We start from the raw sequence: 24,265 nt of genomic DNA, 5'->3' as shown, positions 1-24,265 counted from the left end.
GCGCTGTAACGGGCCGCTACCGGGGGAGGAACGCGTGATGTTGCCGGAACGCATTCTCGTTATCGTGGAGACGGTGGGGATTGGGCAGTTGGAGTCGGACGTGGCCGGTGTTGCGGATACGGTTCTTCTCTGCATTCAGCCGGGATCCGGCGACAGCCTGCAATTCATGAAGGCAGGCGTGATGGAACTGCTGGACGTGGTCGTCGTCACCAAGGCCGACATGGGCGAGAAGGCGCGCCGGGCGCTTGCGGATGTGGAGCGTGCGCTGTCGCTGGCGCTGGCGGGCTCCCGTCGTGCTGGTATCGGCAACGGCGGGTTCCGGCTTGGAAGACCTCACCGCCGCCATCAAGACGCACCGCGATCATCTGAAGGCAGACGGGGGTCTTGGCCATGCGACGCGCGGATCAGGTCGGTACATGGATCGAGGACGCGGTGCAGCAGCGCTGGGGAAACGAGGGCGTCGACCGGCTTTCGAGCGACGATAGGGATTTATCCCATCCGTTCCAGGCCATACGGAATGTCAACGTCCGGTATGAGCGATGCTGGCGAAGTGTTCCCCGTAAGTAGTCTCCGTCCTGCGAGATGCCGTATCCTGACCTGGCTTCTGACGGCTTGATTTGTATAATAATTATGCAGTGACGACTTGTTTCTGAATTGAAGTCGTGGTTTATACCTAAAAAATAAATTAACGTAAGCTTTAATATATTGCGTGATGGTCGAGCACTTTCTTGAAAATCCAATCCGGGGCTGGCCATGCTGTTCATATCGCGTATTTCGATTCCTGCTCGTATTCTGCTGCTGTGTTTGATCCCGACGATTGGTCTGTTGATCATCGGCGCGATGATCCTCTTCACCGACCTGGAGAAAGTTCGCCAGGAGCGTTCCATCGTCGCCGTGATCGACCGGGCGCCTGCGATCTCCCTTTTCGTGCATGAATTGCAGAAGGAGCGAGGGACGTCGGCGGACTTCATCGACTCCAAGGGTGGGCAGTTCGCGGATGATCTGAAGGCGCAGCGGGCGGAAACTGACGAGGCGCTGGCGAAATTCAACGCCGCCATTCCCGAAGCAACTGGCGTTCTGACGAAACCTGTCTTCGCCGAGCCCTTCAAACGATCGCGCGAGGATCTGCAGAAGTTCTCCCAGATCCGCACGGACGTCAGCAATCTCAAGCTCACGGTTGGCGAGATGGCGAGCTACTACGCCAAGACCATCTCCGATCTTCTGGCGATGGTCGAGGCGGTGGCGACGTTGGCCGATGACGTGCATCTCGTGCGCGACGGCGGCGGCGCGCGCGAATGCGCTTTTCATCGACATGAGTTCCATTCAACCTTCGCTGGCGTGTGATCTGGCCGCGCGCCTCGATGCTGCGGGCTTGCGGGCGATCAATGCGCCGGTCTCCGGCGGCGTGCCGGGCGCGGAGGCGGGCAATCTTGCGATCATGGCAGGCGGTGCGGCGGCCAATATCGAGGAGGCGCGGCCGGTTCTGGAAGCAATGGGCCGGGTGACGCGCGTCGGGCCGAATGGTGCGGGGCAGCTTGCCAAGTTGTGTAATCAGGCGATCGTCGCGGTCACCATCGGGGCGGTGTCGGAGGCATTGTTCCTGGCGGAGGCGGGCAGTGCTGATCCGGCGGCGGTGCGCGAAGCGATCCGGGGCGGGTTTGCCGAAAGCCGTATTTCTCGATCTTCACGGCGGAAAAATCGTTGCGCGCGACTGGAGCCCCGGCGGGGCCGTCGACGCTGCAATTGAAGGATCTCGACAACGTGTTGGCGGCCGCAGGGGAGGTGGGCGTCGATCTGCCTCTGTCGCGGCAGGTGCGGGACCGCTATTACCTTCTGGTACATGAACTCGGTGGGGCCGACCTTGACCACTGCGCGCTCTATCTGGAACTTGAGGCGCGCAATCGTCACCCCGCCTGATCCCGCGCCTGTCGCCTTTCGTGAACGAGGCAGTGAGAAACATGAATATCGGTGCCGCCGCCCGGCAGACCGGCCTGCCGGTCAAGACAATTCGCTATTACGAGGAAATCGGCCTGATTTCGCCCGAGCGTCAGGCAAACGGCTATCGTGACTATGGCGATGAGCACGTGCACAAGCTGCACTTCCTGCGCCGGGCCCGCTCGCTCGGGTTCGGGATCGAGGATTGTCGCCAGCTTCTGTCGCTCTACGAGGATCGCGGGCGCGCCAGTGCGGATGTGAAGGTTCTCGCACAACGCCATATCGAGGAGATCGACGCTAAGCTGGAGGAACTCACTTCCTTGCGCGACACGCTGGCCAAATTTGTCTGCGCCTGCCACGGCGACCAGCGGCCCGATTGTCCGATCCTGAACGAAATCGCGGGCGAAGCTTGAGGAACGCGCTGGCTGTTTCTGTCGCCTCTGTGGCGGCTTGGTTGGAGCGTGTGGCCCATCCTTCGAGATGGCGCTGCACGTCTCTTCAGGATGACGTTGTGTGTGGAGAGGACTTTCTTCGAAACATCAAAACGATAACGTCATCCTGAGGAGCCCGCGTCAGCGGGCGTCTCGAAGGATGGGCTATCCGACAGGTCTCTGCCGTTCCTGACCCCACTCAAGGCAAGAACTCTCTATCCGCAGGTGCTGAGTGTCGCATCCAATGGCGTTACGCCGGACTGGGCTGCGCATTCTTCGGCAAGGCGGCGGGAGATTTCCATCGCGCTGACCGATCTGGAGAACAGGAACCCCTGCAACTGATCGCAGCCCGAGGCTTGAAGGAACCGATGCTGGCCGGGCGTCTCGATCCCTTCCGCCGTAACCTTCATGCCCAGCGCATCGGCCAGCGTCACCAGCGTGTGGATGATGGCCGCGGCTTCGGGCTCGGTCTCCACCGTGGTGATGAAGGACCGTCGATCTTGAACTTGTCGAAGGTGAAGCGGTGCAGATAGCTGAGCGACGAATAGCCGATGCCGAAATCGTCTAGCGCGATGCGCACGCCGATATGGTGCAGGCTCTGGAAGATGCGGGTAGCGGAATCGAGGTGCTCCATCAGAACGCTCTCGGTCACCTTGATTTCCAGGCGGCGGGGATTGAAGCGCTCCTCTTCCAGGATCTGATGTAGCATGCGGGCGAAATCGGGGTGCCGGATCTGAGCCGTGAGACATTGACCGCGACCGACAGTTCCGGCCAGGCATGGCCCGCGCGGCAGGCGGTGCGGATGACCCAGTTGCCCACCTGCCAGATCAGGTCGCTGCGTTCTACGATCGACATGAAGTGGTTGGGCGTCAGCAGTCCCTTTTCCGGGTGGCGCCAGCGGATCAAGGCCTCCACGCCCACGGTGGTCTTGCCGTCGGCGGAGACCTGGAGCTGATAGAGAAGCTCGGACTGGTCGTTCTACAGCGCGTGGCGCAGTTCCCGCTCCAGTTCGCGCGATAGGCGCACTTCGTCGCCCATGCTTTTCTTGAACAGGATATAGCGGTCGCGTCCCTCCGCCTTGGCCCGGTAGAGCGCAATATCGACCCGGCGCAACAGTTCCGCTGGCGTATGGGAGGAATCCTCGGCAATGACGAGGCCCATCGAACAGGAGGAGTGGAGGCGCTGGTCGTCGATGCGGAAAGGGGCGGCGATGGCGACTTCGATCTGGCGGCAGACGTCGATGATCGCGTCGGTTTGGGTGCGGCCGGTGAGGATCAGAGCGAACTCGTTGCCAGAAATGCGGGCAACCAGATCTCCCGGTCCGATGGAGGCCTGCAACCGTCGCGCCACCGCCTTGATCAGCGCATCGCCCGTATGGTGACCGAGCGTGTCGTTGACCTCCTTGAAGTAGTCGAGGTCGATATAGATCAGGCCGACGAGACGTTCGGTGCCGTCCACCTCGTCGAGCGCATCCGACAGGCGGCGGGAAAACAGCACCCGGTTGGGGAGTTGGCTCAGATCGTCGTGCAGGGCGCGGTGGCGGGCCAGCGCCTCGGAGAAGGCGAGCCGCACGGTGGAGACATGGGTGTGACGCAGGACGCCGACGGCCGGGATCAGCAGTACCAGTATGGCGAGCACCATCATCGGGCTTGCTTCGTCCAGCATGGAGGAGCCGTGACGCGACGGCGTCCAGCTCAGGTATCCGATCAACTGGTTGGCGCCATTGTAGAGCGGCAGGGCATCGGTCGGCAGATTGTCGAAGTGGTTGTCGGGAAAGAAGCGCACGTTCGACAGGCGTTTGAGGGCTCCGATCCGGTGCAGTCCGGCGGCATCCAGCCCGTGCACGGCGACGAGCAGGCTGGGAGCGCCGGGCACGAGGGCGGCCGTATCGCTGAAGGGGGAGACGGCCATGACCGTCACGATGGCGAGCTTGTTACCGATGATCTCGAAGGCTGCCTCATAGGCTGCCTGGATGTATCTGCGATGGTCGGGGATGAAGGTGGTGAGGCCGCTTGCGTTCGGCGTCGGGGAATGGAGATAGGTGCGGCGGACTTTCCCGATCATCACCTTGAGACTTCCCGCCAGAAAGGGCTGCCGGAGAATGTCCTGGGAATAGGTGCCGGTGATGGCGATCGTGCGGATGCCGCCGGTGGGCGGTGCGAGCGCCACGAGATTGTCTTCGTCCGGGCTCGACAGGCGTTGCCCGATATAAGTTTCCATCCACGCGCGGTCGAAACAGATATGGGCGTGGTGATAGGTGGCGTCGCCGGTCGCAAGGCTCTCCACGCGTTTGGAAATCCGTTCCTTCTCGATCTGGAGCGCGTTTCTGAGGAGGCCGCGCTCGGAGTGAATCGCGGACTGGTCGGTCTTGCCCGCTGCCCAGTAGAGCCCGGCGATGGCGATCGCCACGGCGGCGACCATCAGTCCGGCGATGGAAGCGGTAATGCGCAGGCTCAGGCTGCGGCGCACCTTGAGGCGCTCGCGAAGCGAGCATGGTGCCGGGGCCTGTCATGCCGGAAACAGTCGGATTTTCTCGCTCCGTATACGGTCGGTTCAGCCCGTCATCCAGCGCCCTGTGAGATGTGTTTTTTTCCTCCATTTATGAAACATATGATTATATTGTATTAGGCAATTCTGATTATTTCAGAGAAATGACTAGTCTATATGCCTTGCATGACGCAGAAATCAATTAAAGTAATAATTTTATTATCTAACGGCATGCGGGACGTCTTATATGAGCTGCAGGCCGCGGAAGCTTACGTGGCCGGCGCGGCCGACGATGATGTGGTCGTGCAACTTTATGCCGAGCGGTTTGGTGACGTCGGCGATCTGCTTTGTCATCTGGATATCGGCGCGTGAGGGCGTGGGATCGCCGGAGGGGTGGTTGTGGACCAGGATGACGGCGGCGGCGGAGAGCTCCAGTGACCGCTTGACCACTTCGCGCGGATAGACGGGAGTATGATCCACCGTGCCGGTCTGCTGCACCTCGTCGGCGATCAGGCCGTTCTTCTTGTCGAGAAACAGGATGCTGAACTCCTCGCGTTCCGAATAGGCTATGGCGGAGCGGCAATAATCGAGCACCGTGCTCTACGAGTTGAGGAGCTTTCGTTCCGAAATCTGGCGGCGGGTGAAACGCAGGGCTGCGGCGTGCACGGCCTTGAGATCATCGATGGCCGTATCGCCGATGCCGCTGATTTCCTTCAGCCGCGAGCGCGGGGCGGCGAGCATCTCGGCAAAGGAGCCGAAACGGGCGAGCAGCGCCTTGGCGATCGGTTTTGTGTTCTGACGCGGCAGGGGGCAGAACAGAAGCAGTTCCAGCAATTCGTAGTATTCCAGCGCCGCTTCGCCGCGATCGCGGAATCGGGCCTTCAACCTTTGGCGATGGCCGAGATAGTGGGGCCGCGCCCCGGCGTCCATGTCAGCAAATCCGTCCGGTTCGTCCGTCATCGCCCGCCCGCTTCCGATACGTCATTTTGCGCGTGGTAGCCGGTCGCACGCTTATGTCCAGATAGAAGAAGGACACGGAAGCAAATGTCTGCTTCCGTGTCCTTTCGCCCACAGGGAATGAGGGGGAGGAGGGGGTCTCGCCTCAACTCTCCTGCAGCGGCGGCTTGAAGAGGTCCTTCGGCGAGAGCGTAAAGACCTCGTATCCGTTCTCTGTTATGCCGATGGAGTGTTCAAATTGTGCCGACAGCGAACGATCGCGCGTCACGGCGGTCCAGCCGTCGGACAGCACTTTCACCGGGGGACGGCCGAGATTGACCATCGGCTCGATGGTGAAGATCATGCCGGGCTTCAGTTCCGGGCCCTCGCCGGGATGGCCGTAATGCAGGATGTTGGGCATGTCGTGGAAGATGCGGCCGACGCCGTGGCCGCAGAAATCGCGCACCACGGAGCAGTGCTCGCCCTCGACATAGTCTTGGATCGCGGCGCCGATATCGCCGGTGGTGGCGCCGGGCTTCACCACGGTCATGCCGCGCATCAGCGACTCATGGGTGACGTCGATCAGCCGCTCGGCGGCGCGCTTGATCTTGCCGACCGGGTACATGCGGCTGGAATCGCCGTGCCAGCCGTCGAGAATCAGCGTCACGTCCAGATTGACGATGTCGCCTTCGCGCAGCGGCTTGTCGTTGGGAATGCCGTGGCAGACCACGTGGTTGATCGAGGTGCAGGTCGATTTGGTGTAGCCGCGATATCCCAGGGTGGCGGGCAGGGCGTTGTTGTCGCGGGCGAAGGAATAGACGAAATCGTCGATCTCGTTTGTCGTGGTGCCCGGCTTGATCAGATCGACCAGACCGTCGAGGCAGCGCGCGGTCACCTGACCGGCGGCACGCATTCCTTCGAAATCAGCCTTGATATCGTAGAGTCTGATCTGCCCGGTGTTCTTGAGCGGTGCTGAGGCCGCCTCCACATAGCTTACCATCGTAAATCCCGTTCCGCCGGAGTGCGGCTCACTCTACTATCATCATGTTCGTCTACTATCATCATGTTCGTCGGCATCATTGTCGCCGGTTCCCGTCGCCTTCGCGGTTTGTCGCGATGCGTGCATCTCGATTGTGGCATATCCCGATTGCATCGAATCGACCAGATTGTGAATCCTGAGCACAATGGGGCCGGGCGGGCGTAGGAGCGCGAACGGGGTCGGACCCGTCCGGAGCTTCTATACTCGATGCGTCGTCTGCACGCACTCATATATCGTGTCTACGTGCAGATTTCAGTGTCCGGAAGCGAAAAAACTTAACCGCAAGAAGAAAGGTCCGTGTTTCTCTCATGTCGCCCAGCCTTCGAACCCGGGACCGCCGCGACGTTACTTGCGGCGCGTTGAAGCCCGGGGCCTTTCGTCGTCTCGTCATCGCCGCGACCCGACGCTTGCCGGAAGGCTGGACCGGTCGGCGGCTGGCGTTGTTGCTCAGGCGCTTCGGGCTGGCTTTACCTGAACCATCCGCTCGATGTTACGGTCTTCGGCGCGGCGATGCGTCTTTATCCCTTTGCCAATGTATGCGAGCGGCGGGTTCTGTTCACTCCGCAATTCTTCGATGCGGAGGAACGCGCATTGCTGGCCGATCATATTCGCGACGATATGATCTTCGTCGACGTGGGCGCGAATGTCGGCATCTATTCGCTGTTCGTGGCTGGATTGGTGGGCCCTGAGGCGCGGATCATTGCGGTGGAGCTGCAACCCCTAGCTCTTCGACCGGCTGATGCACAATATCGCCTTCAATCCCGGGTTCTCCATCGATGCGGTGCCGGTGGCGATCAGTGACAGGAACGGGGCGGCGCGGCTTTTTCCGATCTGCTCAACGAGGGGCAGGCGAGCATCCGCTTCATCATGTCGAGTGATGGGAAACGACCCAGATCAACGTGCCCTCACGCTCTCTGCTGTCGCTTCTGCGCTCGCAGGGGCTGTCGCGGGTCGATGCGCTGAAGCTGGACGTGACCGGGGCGGAGGACATCATCCTCGCCGCCTTTCTCAACGATGCGCCGCAAGCACTGTGGCTGCGGGTGATCATCATGGAGAACACGCCGCAGCGCTGGCAGTGGGATTGCGTGGCGATGCTGGAGGATCACGGCTGGCGCGTGGTGCAGGAGGCGCGGATGAACGTTTTCCTGGAACGTGAGGGAGGGACGACGGCAACGTGCGGCATGAAGTCGGCACGCGATGCCACAAAGCAGACGCGACTGGAGCCGACAGTCGGGGTGTGAACGACCGGAAGCGAAAGCGTTTTGTCACAAAGTCGCACGTTGTGGACCGGGGTGGGAACGATTACCGGTTGAAGGTCGGGGGCTTGAGTCATATGTCTAGTTGCAAGCCAGATTTGAGAGATATGAAGTCGTTCGATGTTGTGTTTTACACAGAAAGATCCTGAACTCGCTTGTCTGTTTCTGTCACACACGCTGAGGTATTACGTGCATTCTCTGCGCGCGCGCAATCTGCCGGAATTCGTGGATGAACTGGAACACCGCCTCGGGATCAGCGGTCTGTCACGGTCGGGCGAGGGTACGCCCGTCGGGTATATCGGTACGGCGGACGAGCCGGAAATTCATCCGATTTACTAGCACCGCTAAGGGCGAGAACTACCGGATTTCAAAGGGGCGCTTCCTTATCAGGGGCGCCCTTTTTATTCGCACGACGGTGTGCGGCGAATGATTTGGCGGGGCCGTCTCTCCGCAATCTGATACGCGATGATCCTGCCCTGCGGACCCAAAGCGCATCGTTCCCACCGAATTTTGCGAGCCTGTGACTTGAACGCGCCTGCGTGCCGGGCTACTCGATACCGGCGCGACGTTTTAGCGGGCGTGGCGGAACTGGTAGACGCAAGGGATTTAAAATCCCTCGACTTCGGTCATACGGGTTCGAGTCCCGTCGCCCGTACCAATGCGGTTTTCGCTCTTTCGAAAAATTTTTCGTTTTTGGGGAACCGGATTGCAACCGATGCGTTTATAAGTTGCGACGTCGACCCGCTTCACCCAACCTTCGTGGATTTATTTTCTCGCTCCGGCCGATGGATATCCCCTTATCCGTCAATGTGTCGGGCGGGATTCTGCCTGCGAGGGGAAGCGGCGGGCCGTTTTTCGTCTGACGACGCCGATCTAGTCTGCGGAAGAGCCTTCGGCGTCGCTGTCGTCTTCAGGGTGCTCGGGCGCGTAGGCGGCGAAGGCCTCGTGAACTTCCGTGTAGTTGGTGGTCAGGCCGGTCGTATTGATGCCGATCGCATAGAAGCCCAGCTTTCCGTTCAGCCATGCCATGCGCCGCTTCAGGCCGGAGGTGATGAAGGACTGAACGGGTTCGTGCGAAATCACCGCGAAGAAGCGCGGGCCGATGAGGCGGATTTCCTTGATGTCGTCCACCGCCGACCAGGGAATCGTCTGATCGACCAGGCGCCGGTCGAAAACGCCGTTTTCGTCGATGCGCAGGATCTCGCGATTGTCCGTGAAGCGATAGGCCATGAGGCCGGTCAGGATCAGGAAGAACAGGAACGCCACCTGCGCGACCGAATAGATGAAGGGGTCGCTTTGCAGCGAAAGTTCAAAGCTGACGGCGAGAAACACAAGGCATGCCACCAGGAGTAGCGTCAGCTTCTTGCGATCGTATTTGGCGGAAAGGATCATGGGAGGCGTGGCCTTCGTGTCTGGTTCGAGGCGGGAAAATAGCCGTCAACTGCGCGGAAATGAAACGAATTCGCCGCGCCTCGCCTGCAATATGGGGTCTTGCGGATGCAAGATACCGGATGCGCTACGTCACCTTGGGATGCGTCCTGTCGTCATCGGTGGAAACGCAACGATCTCTTCTGCAACCCGACATTGACACAAAGGTCAATTCGTCGTCTCTCAGGCGTCCGCCGGGTAAGAAACGGGCGCTGCCAAGACCGGGAGTTCTTTTATGCGCAATCTGATATTGCCACTTCTTGCCGCCGCGGCCCTGGCCGCGCCCGCTACATTCGCGAGCCAACCCGCCACTGCCAAGGACATGGTGAGTGTCGCCGTGACCGCCATCGCCGAGCACTCCGCGCTCGATGCCTGCCGCGACGGCGTCAAGGCCGCGCTGGAAGAGGCCGGCTACAAGGTCGGCGAGAACCTGAAGTTCAGCTACGAGAGTGCGCAGGGCAATCCCGCGATTGCCACCCAGATGGCGCGTCAGTTCGTCGGCGGGGGCCTGGACGTGATCGTGCCGATTTCCACTCCCTCGGCGCAGGTCGCGGCGGCGACCACGAAGTCCATTCCGATCGTCTTTTCCGCGATCACCGATCCTGTCGGCGTATAGCTCGTGCCGCAGATGAAGAAGCCCGCGGCAACATCACGGGCCTTTCCGATTTCTCGCTGATCTCCGACCAGATCGCGCTGATCCAGGAGATCACGCCGGACGTCAAGACGCTCGGCTACATCTACAATCCCGGCGAAGCGAACTCCGTTTTCACGCTGAAGGCGCTGACGAAGATTGCGGGCGAGGCCGGGATCAAGGTTGTTGAATCGGCCGCCTCCAAGACGGTCGAGGTCCAGCAGGCCATGCGGGCGCTCGTCGACAAGGCCGATGCGGTCTACGTGCCGACCGATAACACCATCGTTTCCGCCTTCGAGGCCGCGGTGAAGGTTGCGCAGGAAAACGACCTGCCGCTCTATGCCGCCGATACCGCTTCGGTTGATCGCGGTGCGCTGGCTGCCGTCGGGTTCAACTATTTCGACGTCGGCAAGCAGACGGGCGAAAAGGTCGTCCAGATCCTGAAGGGCACGGCGCCCGGCGATATCGACGTGGAAGTGGCCAAGGGCACCAACCTGGTGGTCAATCCGAAGTCTGCGGAAGCCATGGGTGTCACGATTCCCGATGCGGTGATCGAACGCACCACCAAGGTGGTTGAATAGACCGCTCCGGCCGCTTAAACCAGAAGACCGCCGTGCCATCGAGGTTCGGCGGTTTTTGTTTTGCGGACGGACCCGTCCCGACCATCTCCAATCGCGGAAGATACCGTGACTGAAATTGCCTTCTGGGGGACCGTTGAACTCGGCCTTGTCTATGCCTTCGTTGCGCTCAGCGTCTATCTCGCCTTTCGCGTGCTCGATTTTCCCGATCTTACTGTCGACGGCTCGATGCCGCTGGGTGCGGCCGTCTGCGCCGTGCTGCTGATCCATGGGGGCAATCCGTGGCTGGCGACCCTCGCCGCGATGGCGGCGGGAGCGATCGCCGGGATCGTCACGGCGATACTCAACGTGCGCTTCAAGATCCTGCACCTTCTGGCCTCCATTCTGACGATGACGGCGCTGTTCTCCATCAATCTGCGCGTCATGGGACGACCGAACGTGACCCTGTTGATGCAGGATACGGTGCTCACGTCCTTCTACGGGCTGGGCTTGCCCGACTACTACGTGCGCCCGGCCTTCTGTTTCGTGCTGGTCATCATCGCGGTGGCGCTGGTGGCGTGGTTCCTGCGCTCCGAATTCGACCTCGCCATGCGGGCGACGGGCGCCAATGTGCGCATGGCGCGGGCGCAATGGGTTCGCACCGACTACTTGCAGATTCTATGTGAGCGTGGCGCTGTCGAATGCGCTGGTCGGGCTTGCGGGTGCCCTGTTTGCGCAGACCAACGTCTTTGCGGACGTCACTTCCGGTGTCGGCACCATCGTCGTGGGGCTGGCCGCGGTGATCGTCGGCGAGACGTTGCTGCCGATGGAAAAGCGGGCGCTGAATGGGGTCGATCTCACGGTGGGACTGGGAGAGTTCGTCACGCTGATTGGCTCAAACGGAGCGGGCAAGTCGACCCTGCTCGGAGCGGTCGCCGGAGACGTGATGGCAAGTGAAGGCTCGCTCGTCATTGGCGGCACCGACGTGACGCGCTGGCCGACTGCCAAGCGGGCGGGGATGGTCGTGCGGGTCTTTCAGGATCCGCTGGCGGACTCCTGAGGAACGCTGTCGATCGAGGAAAACCTCGCTCTGGCGGCGGCGCGCGGACGCAAGCGCGGGCTTGGCACCGCTCTCAGCCGTCCGCGCCGATCTCTGTTCAAGGAACGGATTTCGGAGCTGGGGCTCGGGCTTGAGGATCAGATGGGCCTTCTGTCGGGCGGTCAGCGCCAGGCGATCTCGCTTGTCATGGCGACGCTTGCCGGGTGCAACGTGCTGCTGCTCGATGAGCACACCGCTGCGCTCGATCCGTACATGGCGACCTTCGTTCTCGATCTCACCTGCCGCTTCCAGGCGGAACTCGGCCTCACCACGCTGATGGTCACCCATTCCATGCGCCAGGCGCTCGATGCGGGCTCGCGTACGATCATGCTGCATGAAGGCAAGGTCGTGCTCGACGTGAAGGGCAAGGAGTGCGAAGGTTTGAGCGTCGACGATCTGGTCGACATGTTCCGCCGGGTGCGCGGGCAGGAACTGGAGGACGATGCGCTGCTTCTGTGATGCGCCGTCCGTCACTCACATCCGCCGCGCCCGGCGCGGCTATCGGAACCCCATGAAATTTCCTCCTCTCGTTCCCGGGCGCCTGATCAAGCGCTACAAACGTTTCCTCGCCGACATCGAATTTCCCGACGGCTCGGTGATCACGGCGCATTGCGCCAATCCCGGCTCGATGATGGGGTTGGCGACGCCCGGAAACACGGTCTGGGTGTCGATCTCCGACAATCCCAAGCGCAAACTCTCCCATAGCTGGGAACTGGTGGAGGTGGGCGGCGTGCTCGTCGGCGTCTCCACCGCGCGGCCCAATGCGCTGGTGGAGGAGGCGATCCTCAACGGCGCCATCCCGGAACTCTCCGGCTACGCGACGCTCAAGCGGGAAGTGAAGTACGGCAAGAACTCGCGGGTCGATATCCTGCTGGAGGATCCCGACAGGCCCAAGGCCTATGTGGAGGTGAAGAACGTCCACCTGATGCGCGAGCCGGGGCTGGCGGAATTTCCCGATTCCGTCACCGCGCGCGGAGCCAAGCATCTCATGGAACTGGGCGACATGGTGGAGGTCGGGCACCGGGCCGTGATGGTCTATCTGGTGCAGTATCCGGGCTGCAAACGCCTTGCCTTTGCGCGCGATATCGACCCGGTCTACGGCGCGGCCTTCAATTTTGCGCGCTTGCGCGGGGTGGAGGCGCTTGCCATCGTGTGCGAGATCACGCAGCAGGAAATCCGCGCGACCACGCCGATCCCGATTGAGGGATAGCGCTTTCGCGCTCTGCGCTCACATTGCTTTCTTGATGCCGGTTCTGATCAGCCACCAGTTAACGGGATAGGTCGTGACGAAACCGCAGAGCATAGCGATCTGCATCATGAACCAGAATTCGGCCATGCCGGAGGTGAGCAGGACGCCGAGCACGTGCCCGAACAGCCAGAAATGGGCGATCGCCATGAAGCCGTACATGCCGATCTGCCAGGAGGTGAGCGACAGGGCGTCGGCCTTGAGCGCCTCCTTCAGGCCTTCGCCGGCCGAGAGCCCGCGCATCGGCTTGATCGCGTAGTACTGAAACGCGATGCCGATGGCGAAGGCCAGGATGAAATCCAGCACCCAGACAGCGAAAATCTGCTGCGAGAACAGCGTTCCGTAGCCAAGCCATACGGTGAGCACGGGAAAGACCGCGACCAGCGGCTCCGCGATGATGTCGCCGATGGTGCAGCCCGCGCCGCAATGGCTCGTTCCCTTGCCGATTTCGCCCGGTCAGCCGATCAGGCTGTCGTCCTTCCGGTGAATGACGATGCGGGTGTTGTCTGGAACGCGTTCATAGAGATCGCATATGTCCTGATTGATTAGGCGCACGCAGCCTGAGGACACCGTCTTGCCGATGGAGGCGATTTCGGGCGTGCCGTGCAGGCGATAGAGCGTGTCGCGGTTGTTTTCATAGATGTAGAGCGCGCGCATCCAGCGGGTTCTGAAAGCCCGGCTCCATGCCATCGGCGTATTTCTTCAGCTTCGGCTCGCGCTTGATCATCTCCGTCGGCGGCGTCCAGGTTGGCCACTTGCGCTTCCAGGCGATCTTGGCGCGTCTGCCCCAGGCAAAGCCTGCCCGGCCGATGCCGACGCCGTAGCGCAGCGCCTTGTCGTCGGACAGGGTCAGGTAGAGGAAGCGGTTCGGCGTATCAACGATGATCGTGCCCACCGGCTCCTTGGAGGAGTAGTCGACGACCTGGCGGTAATACCTGGAATCGAGCTTGTGGAGGTTCACCGCAGGGATCGGAAACTTCTCGTCCGGCATCGCGGCGTAGATCTTTTTCGGATTCGTCTCGATGGACGGGGTTACTGCGGAGAGCTTGAAGCCTTTGTCCGTCGTCTGACAGCCTGCCAGTGCGAAAGCGGAGGCCGTGACGATGAAGCTGCGGCGGGTCATGGACATGACGGAAATTCCTGGATTCGGTCTATCCGGTCGGAACGGTGCGGGCTCGGAGATCGTGGGATTCGAACCTGTTATGGTTAACGGAAGCTTTATTTCGCTCAGCGCACGCATCATGACCGCCCGCAAAGAGCCTTGCGGGAGCACGGGCATGGGCGAGCGAGGTCGGATCAGGTGCTCGGGGGCGGCGTTGCAAGGTCGCGCGCATATTCCTCGGGAACCAGAAACTTCACCATCTCTATCGTCGCCGACCGGCTAACGCGTCGCGCGGCGATCTGTGTGCCGATGAGGGTTGCATCTAGATGAAGCAGGCGGGGGCAGGGGCGCTCGGTGCCGATCTGTCCGCTCAGGTTCGTGCGAACGGTGCTTTCGGTGAGCGCCACGTCATGCCCAGCAGGCGCTGCCGGTATCTCGTCCGCATGGGCGAATACGACCCGGTACTCCTGCCATGTGCCCGTCAGCACAGCCTCCACCCAGCAACAGGGTGGCGAAGACATTCAGGACAAGACGGGCGGAACGAGGCTTCATGGGATGTTGATATCAACCGGAGATGGCAGAGGGAAATAAGCCTCAATCACGTTTGCGTCAATCGAAGCGGGCACGCCCCGAGAGGCGCGATGCGGCATGCTTTCCGCTCTCAATCCGTGCTCCTTCTGGAACGTCATCGGGGCGTGCAGCGGTTCTGCACACCCCGGCGGAGATGAAGCTTTGAGAAGGGAAGGCGCGGCCTTAGCCGGCCGCTTCGTCGTGGTGTTCCTTGGCGAGCGGGGGTTGGAAGGTGAAGTCCATGTCCCAGGGAAAATAGATTCAGGTATCCTGCGCAACCTCGGTGATGAATGTGTCGACTTGCGGCCGGCCCTTGGGCTTGGCGTAGACGGTGGCGAAATGCGCCTTGGGCAGCATCTTGCGAACCGCCGCCGTCGTGTGGCCAGTATCGACCAGATCGTCGACGACGAGCACGCCCGCGCTTTCGCCACTGCCCAGACCGATGACTTCCGGATCGATCGGCTTGATCACCTCAAGCGAGCCCTGATTCTCGTAGTCATGGTAGGAGGCGATGCACACCGTCTCGATGTTCCGGATGCCTAGTTCGCGCGATGATCGCGGTAGGCACGAGGCCGCCGCGGGTGATGCACACGATCGCCTTCTACTCGCCCTGTCCGGCAAGCCGCCATGCGAGCGCACGGGCATCGCGGTAAAGCTGTTCCCAGTGAACCGGAAAAGCCTTCGGCTTCTGCCCCTTCTCCATTGGTTCGAACCTTCCTGTAACCTGTTCCGCCACGACCTGTTCCGGCAGCGCGGTATCGCGCGAGTGTACCACGAGCTGGGTGGTGAAATTCTCGCCGTCATATTGCGGATAGGAGCCGATTGCGACTCCCTTATGCGCATTCTGGGTGCGACGACAGGTTGTCGGTCATGCGGGCCTCGATCGTGCGCGGCTGAACCACCGTGCCGTGCACGAGGGAGGGCCCCAGCGCCTCGAGCATCGCTTCGAAGACCGACGGCACTCCTGCGAGCACGTGGACATTGCCGATTTTGAAACCGGAAGCCTTGGAGACGGAATTGGGGATCAGCTCGGCTCCGCCGGGAATGCGTGCCATGCGCATGCAGGCCTGGGTCAGATCGACATTGCCGTAGCGCTCCGACAGGAGTGCGACCGCTTCGGGATTGAAATCGATGCCGACGTTGAAGGCGGCCGCGATCGAATCCGCGGTGATGTCGTCGTGGGTCGGGCCGACGTCGCCGGAGGTGAAGACATGCGTATAGCGCGCACTCACGTCGTGCACCACTTCCACGATTCGGTCGGTCTCGTCGAGCACGATGCGTACCTCAGCCAGATCGATGCTGTGCGCGGTCAGGAAGTCGGCCAGATAGCGGATATTCCGATCCTTTGTCCGCCCCGAAAGGATCTCATCGCCAATGACGACGAAACCCGCCGTCACGATCTCGCTTTCAGTCGAATGCGCACCCTTGTCCATCGTCCATCTTCTGAGTAGTTAGATCGGACGTCCTAGAACAAGTTGCCCGCCGTGGGAAACACCCACGGACAAAAAGTTGCACGCGTCGTGAAAGTCGCCGCGTCAGGGAGGCGTGTGCGGGAGAGGCTGCGGGTTATTTCGGCTGCCAGTCGTAGATCCAGTCATAGCGCGACAGGAGACGCTGACCGCTCAGGTAGCGGATCCCGGTATCGCGCAGGAACGCCATCAGGCCCTTCATGTGATAGATGCGGGCATTTTCGCGCGCGGTGCGCATGACGCGTTCCACGCGGTCTTTGCGGGTGCGCTCATAGGTGAGCAGGGCTTCGTCCACGTCGGGCTCTTCGGCAAGACACCGCGCAACCACGTGGGCATCCTCGATCGCCATGGCCGCGCCCTGCGCCATGAAAGGCAGCATGGCATGGGCCGCGTCGCCCAGAAGCGCAATGCGCCCCTCCGCCCAGATCGTGCCCGGCCTGATATCGCACAAGGCCCATTTCAGCGAGGAGGCGGGCCTTTCCAGAAGGTGGCGGGCCGTCACCGGCCAGTTCTTGAAGTGCTGCAGGACCTCGTCCCGGTCCACCGGGGTGGACCAGGTCTCTCCGTGCCAGTCGCCCTCGGCGATGGCGACGAGGTTGATCAGGCTTCCGCTCCGGATCGGGTAATGCACCAGATGGGCATTCTCGCCCATCCAGAGGCCGGTGAAGCCGGCAAGATCCGGCGCCTGATCGGTGGAGAAGGTGGCGCGATAGGCGATTCGACCGGAATAATCGGCCGACGGCAGCCGCAACAGACGGCGGCGCACGGTCGACCAGACGCCGTCGGCTGCGATCAGGGCTTCGGCGTGGTGGCTGGAGATGCCTTCGCTGCCCTGGATCTCGACCGTGATCCCGGTCTCGTCCTCCTCGGCATCGGCGATGGCTATGCCGAGCTGGATGTCGATATTGGGCCGCGCCATGGCGGTTTCCGCCAGGCCCTTGTGCAGATCGCCGCGATGGATGACGCAATAGGGGGCGCCGTACCGGTGCTCCGCCGTCTCGCCCAGAGGGATGCGGCCGATCTGGCCGCCGGCGCGTGCGGAATGGATGCGGATGGAATCCGGCTTCACCAGAACCTTTTCCAGAGGTTCGGTGGCATCCAAGCTTTTCAGAACGCGCCAGGCATTCGGCGAAATCTGAAGGCCTGCGCCCACTTCGCCGAGCTTTTCGGAACGTTCGAGAACGAGGACGGAGAAACCGGCGCGCTCCAGTGCGAGAGCTGCCGTGAGGCCTCCGATGCCGCCACCGGCGACGACGACGTGTCTGCGCGGACTTCCGCCGTCAGGTCGGCCGTCACCGCTTTCCGCGGCATCTTGAGAAGCGGGATCCTGTGTTTCCGGGCTGGTCATGATGCGTCGGTCTTACTCCGCCGTCTCCGCAGGAATCCAGAGGCAATCGGCGGGATCGGATTCCTCTGCCTTCAGCGATGCATCGTAGACGTAATGGGTAGAGCAATAGGGACAAACAATGGAATCCTCGTCGCCCATATCCAGGAAGACGTGAGGATGATCGAAAGGCGGCTTTGCGCCAATGCACATGAACTCGCATGCGCCGATCCTGATGGTTTCCACACCGTCGTCATTCTGGAAGTGGGGAATGACTTGATCCGCCATGGCATCGTTCCAATCTCGTCTGCAAGGTTTCGGCCGAGACAATAACGAGCGAATTGCCGAATGGGCAGGGGTATTTCACATCCCTGCGTGTCTGCCCGTATCCTTCAGCCACATCCGCCCGCTGCAAACGCGGGCTCTTTCCTGACGTGGTAGAAAGCCTTAGTGTCAGCCGTCTCACATTCTATCCTATACGTAAACGTCAGGCCGACATGTCCGCATTCAATTCCAATGGAATCAATATCGCCTACCTCGATGAGGAGGAGGGTGAGCCGATCCTGCTCATCCACGGTTTCGCGTTCAACAAATACGTCAACTGGGTTCACACGGGCTGGGTCGACCTGCTCGTCAAGGCGGGGCGGCGGGTCATCGCGCTCGACAATCGCGGCCACGGCGAGAGCGCCAAGATCCATGATCCGGCCACCTATGGCGCACCCGCGATGGCGGAGGATGCGCGGCGGCTGCTCGATCATCTGGGAATCGAACGGGCGGACGTGATGGGCTACTCGATGGGCGCGCGCATCACCGCGTTCCTGGCCCTCAACCATCCCGACCGGGTGCGCCGTGCTATTTTCGGCGGGCTGGGCTACGGCATGGTCAAGGGCGTGGGAGCGCCCGAGCCGATCGCGCAGGCGTTGGAGGTGCCCTCGATCGAGGAGGTGAGCGACCCGGTCGGGCGCTCGTTCCGCAAGTTCGCCGATCAGATCAAGTCGAACCGGCTTGTGCTTGCCGCGTGCATGCGCTCCTCGCGCCAGAAGATCAGCCCGGAGGATGTGGGGCGGATCACCGTGCCCGTTCTCATTGCCATCGGCACGCGCGACGAGATTTCGGGTTCTGCCCAGGAACTCGCCGATCTGATGCAGGATGCGCGCATTCTGGATATTCCGCGGCGCGATCATGTGCTCGCGGTGGGCGACAAGGTCTACAAGCAGGGCGTGCTCGACTTTCTGGAACAAACGGGGGGATGAACATGAAGGGGCGGTCGTTGCATCTGAAGAAGGCACAAGGCAGTCGGCTGGCGGGAGAGGTTTTCGAGGCAGGGACGAGCGGCACGCCGGTGCTGCTTGTCCATGGCGGAGGACAGACTACTCCTGGGCCGGGACGGCGGAGCGGCTGGCGCGCGGCGGCATGACCGCCGTGACCATCGATCAGCGCGGCCACGGCGAGAGCTACTGGGTGGAGGACGGCCGCTACCGCTTTCGCGACTATGCCGACGACATCGTCGCGGTAGTCGACACGATCTGGCACGAGTGCGGGGCGGCACCGGTCGCCATCGGGGCATCGCTCGGCGGCATCGCCTCCACGCTGGCGCAGGGCGTGCGCCCGGAGGGTGTCCTGTCCGCACTGGTGCTGGTCGATGTGGTGCCGCGGATGGATCCGGGCGGTGTCGATCGCATCACCGGCTTCATGGCTGAGCGCATGCACGAGGGGTTCGGATCGGTGGAGGAGGCGGCCGATGCGGTCGCGGCCAAGCGGCTGCGTTCCACCGAGGGGCTTCGCAAGAAACTGCGTCTGCATTCGGATGGGCGTTATCGCTGGCACTGGGATCCGCGCTTCCTGATGGGGGCGTTCAGCGTGAGCGCCGACCGCAGCGGAAGACATGGCGCGAATGGAAGATGTGGCGCGTGGTCTGACGATCCCCGTCATGCTGGTTCGCGGCGGGAGTTCGGAGCTCGTTCTGGAGGAGAGTGCGCGGCATTTTATGGAACTAGTTCCGCACGCCGAGTTCTGCGACGTAACGGGAGCCGGGCACATGGTGGCGGGCGATCGGAACGATATTTTCGCCGATGCCGCGGTCGATTTCATTCAGTTGCTGAAAGCTGTGTAATTGCGAAAAAGCGCGCTGGGAGAGTCGCTTATGCCGCTTCGCTCAGGTCTGTCGCAGGAACTTGCCAAACTGATTCAAGAAGGTTGCTCGCGCAGGAGTGCGGATGGCAAAAGACGAGTCGTCAGAATCGCTTAACAAGCGATGTTAACCTCGGATTTACCATGATTTTCGGCTGAAAACCGGGTTTTCTGCGCTAGTTGCCTGGGCTCGCAGCGCGAAAGCGTGAGTCTCTGGGGTCCCTTATGCGGATTTGCTGATGCGATCTCTTCAGCCGGTAAACTTCAGATATTGATTCAAGTGCCTGAGGTTGAGAATCAACTTCTCCGCGGCCGGATAATCATCGTGATAATCCTAGCGCGGATTGGTTATCGCTCGGTGAAGACGGGTGCGCGGTGCTCCAGAAAGGCGGTGCGACCCTCTGCGAAATCGGCGCTGTCGAAGCAGGCATTCGTCAGGGCCTCAAGGGCGGACCAGTCGGCGGCTTGCAGGTCTCCGGAGACGGTGTCGATGGCGGTCTTGGCGGCGCGCTGGGTCAGCGGGGCGTTGTCGGCGAGCGTCGCCGCATAGGCGCGGGTCTCGTCTTCGAGCGCCTGCGCAGGCATCAGGCGATCGGCCAGGCCGAGGGTGAGGGCCTCTTCCGCCTCCACGCGGCGGGCGGAGAAAAACAGATCCTTGGCGCGCGATGGGCCGATCAGCTTGACCACGTCGTGGATCGCGATGGCGGGGTAGCCGACGCCGAGCCGGGCGGTGGGGATAGAGAAGCGGGCATCGTTACTGGCAAAGCGCAGATCGCACGAGACCGCTATGCCGACGCCTCCGCCCATGCAGAAGCCGCGGATCATCGCGGCGGTCGGCTTCAGGCAGGCGCGCAGGGCGTCGAAGGCGGCGGCGTTCTCGTTTTCGTAGGCGCGGGCGGTTTTCACGTCCTTGCGCACTTCGGCGAATTCCGAGATGTCGGCGCCGGCCACGAAAGTGGCCTCACCCGCGCCGCGGACCGTCACGACTCGCACCCGGTCATCGGCTTCGAGGGTTGCCACGGCGTCGGGCAGGGCTTGCCACATGGTGAGATTGATCGCATTGCGCCGGGGCTCGTTGTCGATCACGAGCCAGCCGATCGGCGGCTCGACAAGGGTCACGATTCGTCCGGCGGGAGAGTCGTTTTGGGCGGCGGTGGTTTCGGAATTCTTCATATCGGCGTCGTATCCTCCACATATCGTCAATTTTCTACATAAGTCGTCGATGACGTTGGGTGAAAGGCCAAAAGGCGCGTGGAACGGTACGTTTGATCGATTTACCGGGACTTCGGTGCTTGGCACTATCGGGCTCTTTCGGGTCGATTGCGGAAGGCGGTTTGCGAAAACTTGTATCGCGGGGCTGGTTTTCGTGTCATCGACCCTATGTCAGGGACACATTTGAACCCGCACGCGGCCGCCCTTGTGACGATACGAGGAAGGGCGGCGGGCAGTAGCGCCGGTAAAAGCGTCGTTTGGACCTGAGGCGAACGAGCGGCAGCTCGCAGTGACGGATTTCGGGAATTGACGGATGCGCCGCCAGACGGAACGCATGCGGCGCATGCGAAAGCCAACGACCGGAAGCGACCGACTGGAAGCAACCGACCGGGCGCCGAACGACCAGACTGGGATGAGGAGCAGGGCATGAGCCAATCCACCCGTTTTGCAGCGACACCTGAGCTTGTAAGCCACGATCCCGTCTGGGAGCAGTTGCGTGCGGAGGCGCAGGCGACCATCGAGAACGAACCTAGGCTCGCCGGGTTCCTGATGGAAAACATCATCAATCAGGAAACGCTCGAAGACGCGGTGGTGCACCGTCTGGCCGACCGGCTGGACCATCCCGCATTGTCGGGCGCGCTGATCCGGCAGACCTATCGCCAGGCGCTTCTCGACGAACCGGTTCTGGGCGAGATCTTCCGCGTCGACATCATGGCGGTGGTGGATCGCGATCCGGCCTGCGAACGGGTCTCGAGCCGGTTCTCTACTTCAAGGGGTTCCACGCGCTGCAGGCGCACCGTCTGGCTGTGGCGGCAGGGGCGGCACGATTTCGCGCTCTACCTGCAGTCGCGCACATCCGAGGTTTTCCAGGTCGACATTCATCCGCAGGTGCCGATGGGCCGAGGGATCTTCATCGACCATGCGACGGGCGTCGTCGGATCGACGGCTGTCATTGAGGATGACGTCTTCATTTTGCAGGGCGTGATGCTCGGCGGAACGGGCAAGACGGACGGCGATCGCCATCCGAAGGTGCGCCGCGGCGTGCTGATCGGGGCGGGGGCGGAGATCTTCGGCAACTTCGAACTCGGCCATTGCTCGCGGATCGCGGCCGGGTCGGTGGTGCTGGCTCCGGTGCCGCCAAACACGACCGTGGCGGGCGTGCCCGCACGCATCATCGGAACGTCGGGTTGTGCGGAGCTTGCAGCTCGATGGACCAGCGCTTAGGTGATAAGAGCGAAAAAGACGAGTCTTGAGGGTTGGCAAGGAGCCGCTGACGTGATGTAGACGCGGGGAGAGCGCGCCCGGCTAAGAACGGGCGCGGATGACCCGTGAAGGAGAGGCACCTTGAAACCCGACGAGATCCGCAAGCTGGAAGCCTATCTGAAGAAGACTTTCAACGTGTCCACGCTGCAAGTGCGTGCGCGCCCGCGCAAGGACGATTCCGCCGAGGTTTATCTCGGTGAGGAATTCATCGGCGTCCTGTATCGCGACGATGAGGACGAGGATCTGAGCTACGATTTCCAGATGGCGATCCTGGAGATCGATCTGGACTGACTGGACAAGGCGCGGCGGCAAACCCGCCGCGCCCCGTTCGCGACAGGCAGTCCGACCGGAAAGGTGGTCGGGTATCAAAGCTTGATCCGAGCCGAATTCGAGAAAAGCATTCCCGGCAGTCGTCATGCACGACCGACCGGCCGGGTTTTTTATGCGTTGCTTCCGTATTTTCTGAGTGCTGGCCGTTCGTTTCGAATGCGCGGCCCATCCTTCGAGACGCGCTCTTGCGAGCGCTCCTCAGGATGACGTTGTCGTGTTGTTCGATTGGAAACAGCACAAGCATGATTGTCATCCCCGCGAAGGCGGGAACCAGCACTCCGTGCGGCCGGCGTTTCTGTTCCGTGAGCGAAATCGTGGGGTTACTGGATCCCCGCCTGCGCGGAGATGACAGTCCGGGAGAGCGTGCCTATTCGGACCCAGCTCCAAGGCCGGTTCCAAGGATCGCGTGTCAGCAGGCGTCTTGATGGATGGCGGGTCGAGGGATCAGTGTCCGCTCAGCGTGCGCTCGCGATGAAGCCCGAGATCAGCAATGTCAGGGAGCGGTCGAGCCGTCCCCAGTCGGCGAGCCGGGTGCGCGGGAAGCAGTAGGTCATCGTCAGACCGGAGCCGAGCGGCATGTGGCGCAGGCAGGTGGCTTCCGGCGCATTCCATTTTTGACAGCGCGCCGCAAACGGCATTTGCGAACCGGACCGCAACGAGGTCGCCTCGTAGACGATCTCCTCGTTGGCATAGGGGCTGGAGGTCTTGAAGGCGCGGGCGAACAGGCCGCCTGCGACCGGATAGATCTCAGGACGCAGGAGATCGTCGTCGCCGCTCGATTGCGCCCCGGCCAGAGGCCTGGTGTCGGTTTCCCCCCCCCCCAGATCCGGACGAGATCGCGGTCGCCATCTTCGAAAAGGCGGGCGTGGTCGTCGCCATATCCGGTCAGCGCGGGCCAACGCAGGGTCATGTCCAGCCGCGATTGCGCGCCGCCTGCCCGCTGGTTTGCCGCGGTGATGAAATTCGCCGGGAAGTTGAACGCATGCCCGGCGATGGAAAGGCTGACGGGCTTTGTCTCGGTGGTCCAGCGCGGAGCGGGGGCGGGCGTTTCGGTCGTGGCAATGAGCTTGTCGGTCGCGATCGCGAGGCTCGCCAGAGCCCGCGCAGCGGTCAGCATGGCCAGAGGCCAGCGGGGTACGGGAACGGCGTCAGGGATGACCAAAGGAGAACGATTCCCTGCGACTGGAAGTAGCGGATTGGTCCCGATCCTGTGCGCCTGTCCCGTTGCGGGACGTGCGAACAGGCCGTTCATGGCGCCGATGTCACTAGTTTTCGCCAGTTTTTTGGCTTTTGGACGGGCATGGCTCTTGCTTAACGTTTTGTAAACGTCGAGTTTGTCCGAGCCCACTTTGGCAATTTAGCGTTAACAAGAGGTAAACGCCGTGCTTGCGCAAGCGCTCATCAGGACCTACGCGATCTGTATCGGTTTTGTCCTCTCCGGTCTGATCGGGAGCTTTTTCAGCTTGTGACGGATCGCCCGCCCAATTTCGATTTCGCGGCGCGCTCAACGCTGTCCTTCGTCTGGGGGGATGGCGATGTGCATCGCGACAGGTCCGTTCATCATCATGCGGCGCGCCATTTGCGGGCGGCGCATCGAACGCAGGCCGGTCGGCTGGCTGGTGGCGAGTTCCACCATCGCCGGTATGTGGAGCCTGTTTTCCGGCATCCTGATGCTGAACCTGGTGTTCGTCGCCATCACGTGACGCGGCGCTGAGCCAGACGCGCGAAGGCACGCGCGGTCGCCGCGCGTCTGCAGAAGCATCCATTTCCAGAATAGTGGGCGAGTGGGCGGGAGCTTCATGCTGCCGTATGGGGGCCGG

At 61.8% G+C, this 24,265-nt stretch carries 23 protein-coding genes, 1 tRNA gene and 9 pseudogenes; 19 read left to right on the top strand and 14 right to left on the bottom strand.

Features of this window, described 5'->3' with window-relative positions; translation table 11 throughout:
• Positions 1 to 37 precede the first annotated feature (37 nt).
• From QNJ43_RS27290 to cueR, 5 genes and pseudogenes are all read left to right on the top strand, one after another.
• A pseudogene (locus QNJ43_RS27290) lies at positions 38 to 485 on the top strand (hypothetical protein).
• Positions 486 to 825: 340 nt separating this feature from the next.
• The gene (locus QNJ43_RS15700) at positions 826 to 1,344 is read left to right on the top strand and encodes a nitrate- and nitrite sensing domain-containing protein (RefSeq protein ID WP_300471531.1); all 519 of its coding nucleotides are present in this window, start codon (positions 826 to 828) and stop codon (positions 1,342 to 1,344) included.
• On the top strand, positions 1,313 to 1,747 hold the full coding sequence (locus QNJ43_RS15695) for an NAD(P)-binding domain-containing protein (protein ID WP_300471529.1): 435 nt from the start codon (positions 1,313 to 1,315) through the stop codon (positions 1,745 to 1,747). The genes QNJ43_RS15700 and QNJ43_RS15695 overlap by 32 nt, the downstream gene beginning before the upstream one ends.
• Positions 1,748 to 1,761: 14 nt before the next feature.
• Positions 1,762 to 1,917 (top strand): hypothetical protein, encoded by a 156-nt coding sequence (locus QNJ43_RS15690; protein ID WP_300471527.1) that lies wholly within the window; start codon positions 1,762 to 1,764, stop codon positions 1,915 to 1,917.
• Positions 1,918 to 1,958: 41 nt separating this feature from the next.
• Positions 1,959 to 2,348 (top strand): Cu(I)-responsive transcriptional regulator, encoded by a 390-nt coding sequence (gene cueR / locus QNJ43_RS15685; RefSeq protein WP_300471525.1) that lies wholly within the window; start codon positions 1,959 to 1,961, stop codon positions 2,346 to 2,348.
• 233 nt (positions 2,349 to 2,581) lie between these two features.
• Here cueR and QNJ43_RS15680 read toward each other — a convergent pair.
• The 4 genes and pseudogenes from QNJ43_RS15680 to map form a co-directional block, all read right to left on the bottom strand.
• Positions 2,582 to 3,287 (bottom strand): annotated as a pseudogene (locus tag QNJ43_RS15680) (EAL domain-containing protein).
• Positions 3,288 to 3,344: 57 nt separating this feature from the next.
• Positions 3,345 to 4,835, bottom strand: coding sequence for a GGDEF domain-containing protein (locus tag QNJ43_RS15675; RefSeq protein ID WP_300471523.1), 1,491 nt, complete (start codon positions 4,833 to 4,835; stop codon positions 3,345 to 3,347).
• A gap of 261 nt (positions 4,836 to 5,096) precedes the next feature.
• Positions 5,097 to 5,813, bottom strand: a pseudogene (radC, locus tag QNJ43_RS15670) (DNA repair protein RadC).
• Positions 5,814 to 5,955: 142 nt separating this feature from the next.
• The gene (map, locus tag QNJ43_RS15665) at positions 5,956 to 6,789 is read right to left on the bottom strand and encodes a type I methionyl aminopeptidase (RefSeq protein ID WP_300471521.1); all 834 of its coding nucleotides are present in this window, start codon (positions 6,787 to 6,789) and stop codon (positions 5,956 to 5,958) included.
• Positions 6,790 to 7,338: 549 nt separating this feature from the next.
• Between map and QNJ43_RS15660 the strand changes: the two genes are divergently transcribed.
• The 4 genes from QNJ43_RS15660 to QNJ43_RS15645 all read left to right on the top strand — a co-directional run bounded on the left by QNJ43_RS15660 (position 7,339) and on the right by QNJ43_RS15645 (position 8,742).
• Complete coding sequence (locus tag QNJ43_RS15660; RefSeq protein ID WP_300471519.1) at positions 7,339 to 7,629, top strand: hypothetical protein; 291 nt, start codon at positions 7,339 to 7,341, stop codon at positions 7,627 to 7,629.
• 98 nt (positions 7,630 to 7,727) lie between these two features.
• Positions 7,728 to 8,069, top strand: coding sequence for a hypothetical protein (locus QNJ43_RS15655; protein WP_300471517.1), 342 nt, complete (start codon positions 7,728 to 7,730; stop codon positions 8,067 to 8,069).
• A gap of 204 nt (positions 8,070 to 8,273) precedes the next feature.
• On the top strand, positions 8,274 to 8,423 hold the full coding sequence (locus tag QNJ43_RS15650; protein WP_300471515.1) for a hypothetical protein: 150 nt from the start codon (positions 8,274 to 8,276) through the stop codon (positions 8,421 to 8,423).
• A 234-nt stretch (positions 8,424 to 8,657) separates the two neighbouring features.
• Positions 8,658 to 8,742 (top strand) — tRNA-Leu (locus tag QNJ43_RS15645).
• Between the two features lie 215 nt (positions 8,743 to 8,957).
• Here QNJ43_RS15645 and QNJ43_RS15640 read toward each other — a convergent pair.
• Positions 8,958 to 9,476, bottom strand: a complete 519-nt coding sequence (locus QNJ43_RS15640) for an STM3941 family protein (RefSeq protein ID WP_300471513.1) — start codon at positions 9,474 to 9,476, stop codon at positions 8,958 to 8,960.
• Between the two features lie 271 nt (positions 9,477 to 9,747).
• Here QNJ43_RS15640 and QNJ43_RS15635 point away from each other — a divergent pair.
• From QNJ43_RS15635 to sfsA, 4 genes and pseudogenes are all read left to right on the top strand, one after another.
• Positions 9,748 to 10,724 (top strand): annotated as a pseudogene (locus tag QNJ43_RS15635) (ABC transporter substrate-binding protein).
• Between the two features lie 105 nt (positions 10,725 to 10,829).
• Positions 10,830 to 11,523, top strand: a pseudogene (locus tag QNJ43_RS15630) (ABC transporter permease); the annotation flags it as partial.
• A 3-nt stretch (positions 11,524 to 11,526) separates the two neighbouring features.
• Positions 11,527 to 12,258: pseudogene (locus tag QNJ43_RS15625) on the top strand (ATP-binding cassette domain-containing protein).
• A 52-nt stretch (positions 12,259 to 12,310) separates the two neighbouring features.
• The gene (gene sfsA / locus QNJ43_RS15620) at positions 12,311 to 13,009 is read left to right on the top strand and encodes a DNA/RNA nuclease SfsA (protein WP_300471511.1); all 699 of its coding nucleotides are present in this window, start codon (positions 12,311 to 12,313) and stop codon (positions 13,007 to 13,009) included.
• 18 nt (positions 13,010 to 13,027) lie between these two features.
• Here the strand turns inward: sfsA and QNJ43_RS15615 are convergent, their stop codons facing one another.
• From QNJ43_RS15615 to QNJ43_RS15585, 7 genes and pseudogenes are all read right to left on the bottom strand, one after another.
• Positions 13,028 to 13,492, bottom strand: coding sequence for a DUF4396 domain-containing protein (locus tag QNJ43_RS15615; protein ID WP_300471688.1), 465 nt, complete (start codon positions 13,490 to 13,492; stop codon positions 13,028 to 13,030).
• A 9-nt stretch (positions 13,493 to 13,501) separates the two neighbouring features.
• Positions 13,502 to 14,168, bottom strand: a pseudogene (locus tag QNJ43_RS15610) (L,D-transpeptidase).
• Positions 14,169 to 14,341: 173 nt separating this feature from the next.
• Positions 14,342 to 14,635 carry a hypothetical protein gene (locus QNJ43_RS15605; RefSeq protein ID WP_300471509.1) on the bottom strand — a complete coding sequence of 98 codons (294 nt, stop codon included), beginning with the start codon at positions 14,633 to 14,635 and terminating at the stop codon, positions 14,342 to 14,344.
• 343 nt (positions 14,636 to 14,978) lie between these two features.
• Positions 14,979 to 15,420, bottom strand: a pseudogene (gene gpt, locus QNJ43_RS15600) (xanthine phosphoribosyltransferase).
• Positions 15,421 to 15,550: 130 nt separating this feature from the next.
• Positions 15,551 to 16,150 carry a molybdopterin-binding protein gene (locus QNJ43_RS15595; protein WP_300471507.1) on the bottom strand — a complete coding sequence of 200 codons (600 nt, stop codon included), beginning with the start codon at positions 16,148 to 16,150 and terminating at the stop codon, positions 15,551 to 15,553.
• A 133-nt stretch (positions 16,151 to 16,283) separates the two neighbouring features.
• Positions 16,284 to 17,534, bottom strand: coding sequence for an FAD-dependent monooxygenase (locus QNJ43_RS15590; protein WP_300471505.1), 1,251 nt, complete (start codon positions 17,532 to 17,534; stop codon positions 16,284 to 16,286).
• A 12-nt stretch (positions 17,535 to 17,546) separates the two neighbouring features.
• Entirely contained in the window at positions 17,547 to 17,798 is a 252-nt protein-coding gene (locus QNJ43_RS15585) for a zinc-finger domain-containing protein (RefSeq protein ID WP_300471503.1), read from the bottom strand.
• Positions 17,799 to 18,007: 209 nt separating this feature from the next.
• On the opposite strand from QNJ43_RS15585, the gene QNJ43_RS15580 reads away from it, so the two are divergent.
• Genes QNJ43_RS15580 through QNJ43_RS15570 form a run of 3 tightly spaced genes read left to right on the top strand, consistent with a single transcriptional unit; the run spans position 18,008 to position 19,799 of the window.
• Positions 18,008 to 18,763: an alpha/beta hydrolase gene (locus tag QNJ43_RS15580; protein WP_300471501.1), complete on the top strand. Its 756-nt coding sequence runs from the start codon at positions 18,008 to 18,010 to the stop codon at positions 18,761 to 18,763.
• 2 nt (positions 18,764 to 18,765) lie between these two features.
• Positions 18,766 to 18,927 carry a hypothetical protein gene (locus tag QNJ43_RS15575; RefSeq protein WP_300471499.1) on the top strand — a complete coding sequence of 54 codons (162 nt, stop codon included), beginning with the start codon at positions 18,766 to 18,768 and terminating at the stop codon, positions 18,925 to 18,927.
• Positions 18,924 to 19,799: a hypothetical protein gene (locus tag QNJ43_RS15570; RefSeq protein WP_300471497.1), complete on the top strand. Its 876-nt coding sequence runs from the start codon at positions 18,924 to 18,926 to the stop codon at positions 19,797 to 19,799. The genes QNJ43_RS15575 and QNJ43_RS15570 overlap by 4 nt, the downstream gene beginning before the upstream one ends.
• 189 nt (positions 19,800 to 19,988) lie before the next feature.
• Here QNJ43_RS15570 and QNJ43_RS15565 read toward each other — a convergent pair whose 3' ends face one another.
• Complete coding sequence (locus QNJ43_RS15565; protein ID WP_300471495.1) at positions 19,989 to 20,813, bottom strand: enoyl-CoA hydratase; 825 nt, start codon at positions 20,811 to 20,813, stop codon at positions 19,989 to 19,991.
• Positions 20,814 to 21,278: 465 nt separating this feature from the next.
• Here QNJ43_RS15565 and QNJ43_RS15560 point away from each other — a divergent pair.
• Together QNJ43_RS15560 and QNJ43_RS15555 are read left to right on the top strand one after the other, a co-directional pair.
• A pseudogene (locus QNJ43_RS15560) lies at positions 21,279 to 22,105 on the top strand (serine O-acetyltransferase).
• 91 nt (positions 22,106 to 22,196) lie between these two features.
• Positions 22,197 to 22,406 carry a DUF3126 family protein gene (locus QNJ43_RS15555; protein WP_300471493.1) on the top strand — a complete coding sequence of 70 codons (210 nt, stop codon included), beginning with the start codon at positions 22,197 to 22,199 and terminating at the stop codon, positions 22,404 to 22,406.
• 494 nt (positions 22,407 to 22,900) lie between these two features.
• Here the strand turns inward: QNJ43_RS15555 and QNJ43_RS15550 are convergent, their stop codons facing one another.
• Positions 22,901 to 23,344 carry a hypothetical protein gene (locus tag QNJ43_RS15550; protein ID WP_300471491.1) on the bottom strand — a complete coding sequence of 148 codons (444 nt, stop codon included), beginning with the start codon at positions 23,342 to 23,344 and terminating at the stop codon, positions 22,901 to 22,903.
• Between the two features lie 636 nt (positions 23,345 to 23,980).
• On the opposite strand from QNJ43_RS15550, the gene QNJ43_RS15545 reads away from it, so the two are divergent.
• Positions 23,981 to 24,148 (top strand): hypothetical protein, encoded by a 168-nt coding sequence (locus QNJ43_RS15545; protein ID WP_300471489.1) that lies wholly within the window; start codon positions 23,981 to 23,983, stop codon positions 24,146 to 24,148.
• Positions 24,149 to 24,265: the final 117 nt, after the last annotated feature.

This window comes from Breoghania sp. (assembly GCF_030066895.1).
Taxonomy (GTDB): Bacteria; Pseudomonadota; Alphaproteobacteria; order Rhizobiales; family Stappiaceae; genus Breoghania.
This window is presented reverse-complemented; position numbering and strand designations above follow the sequence as displayed.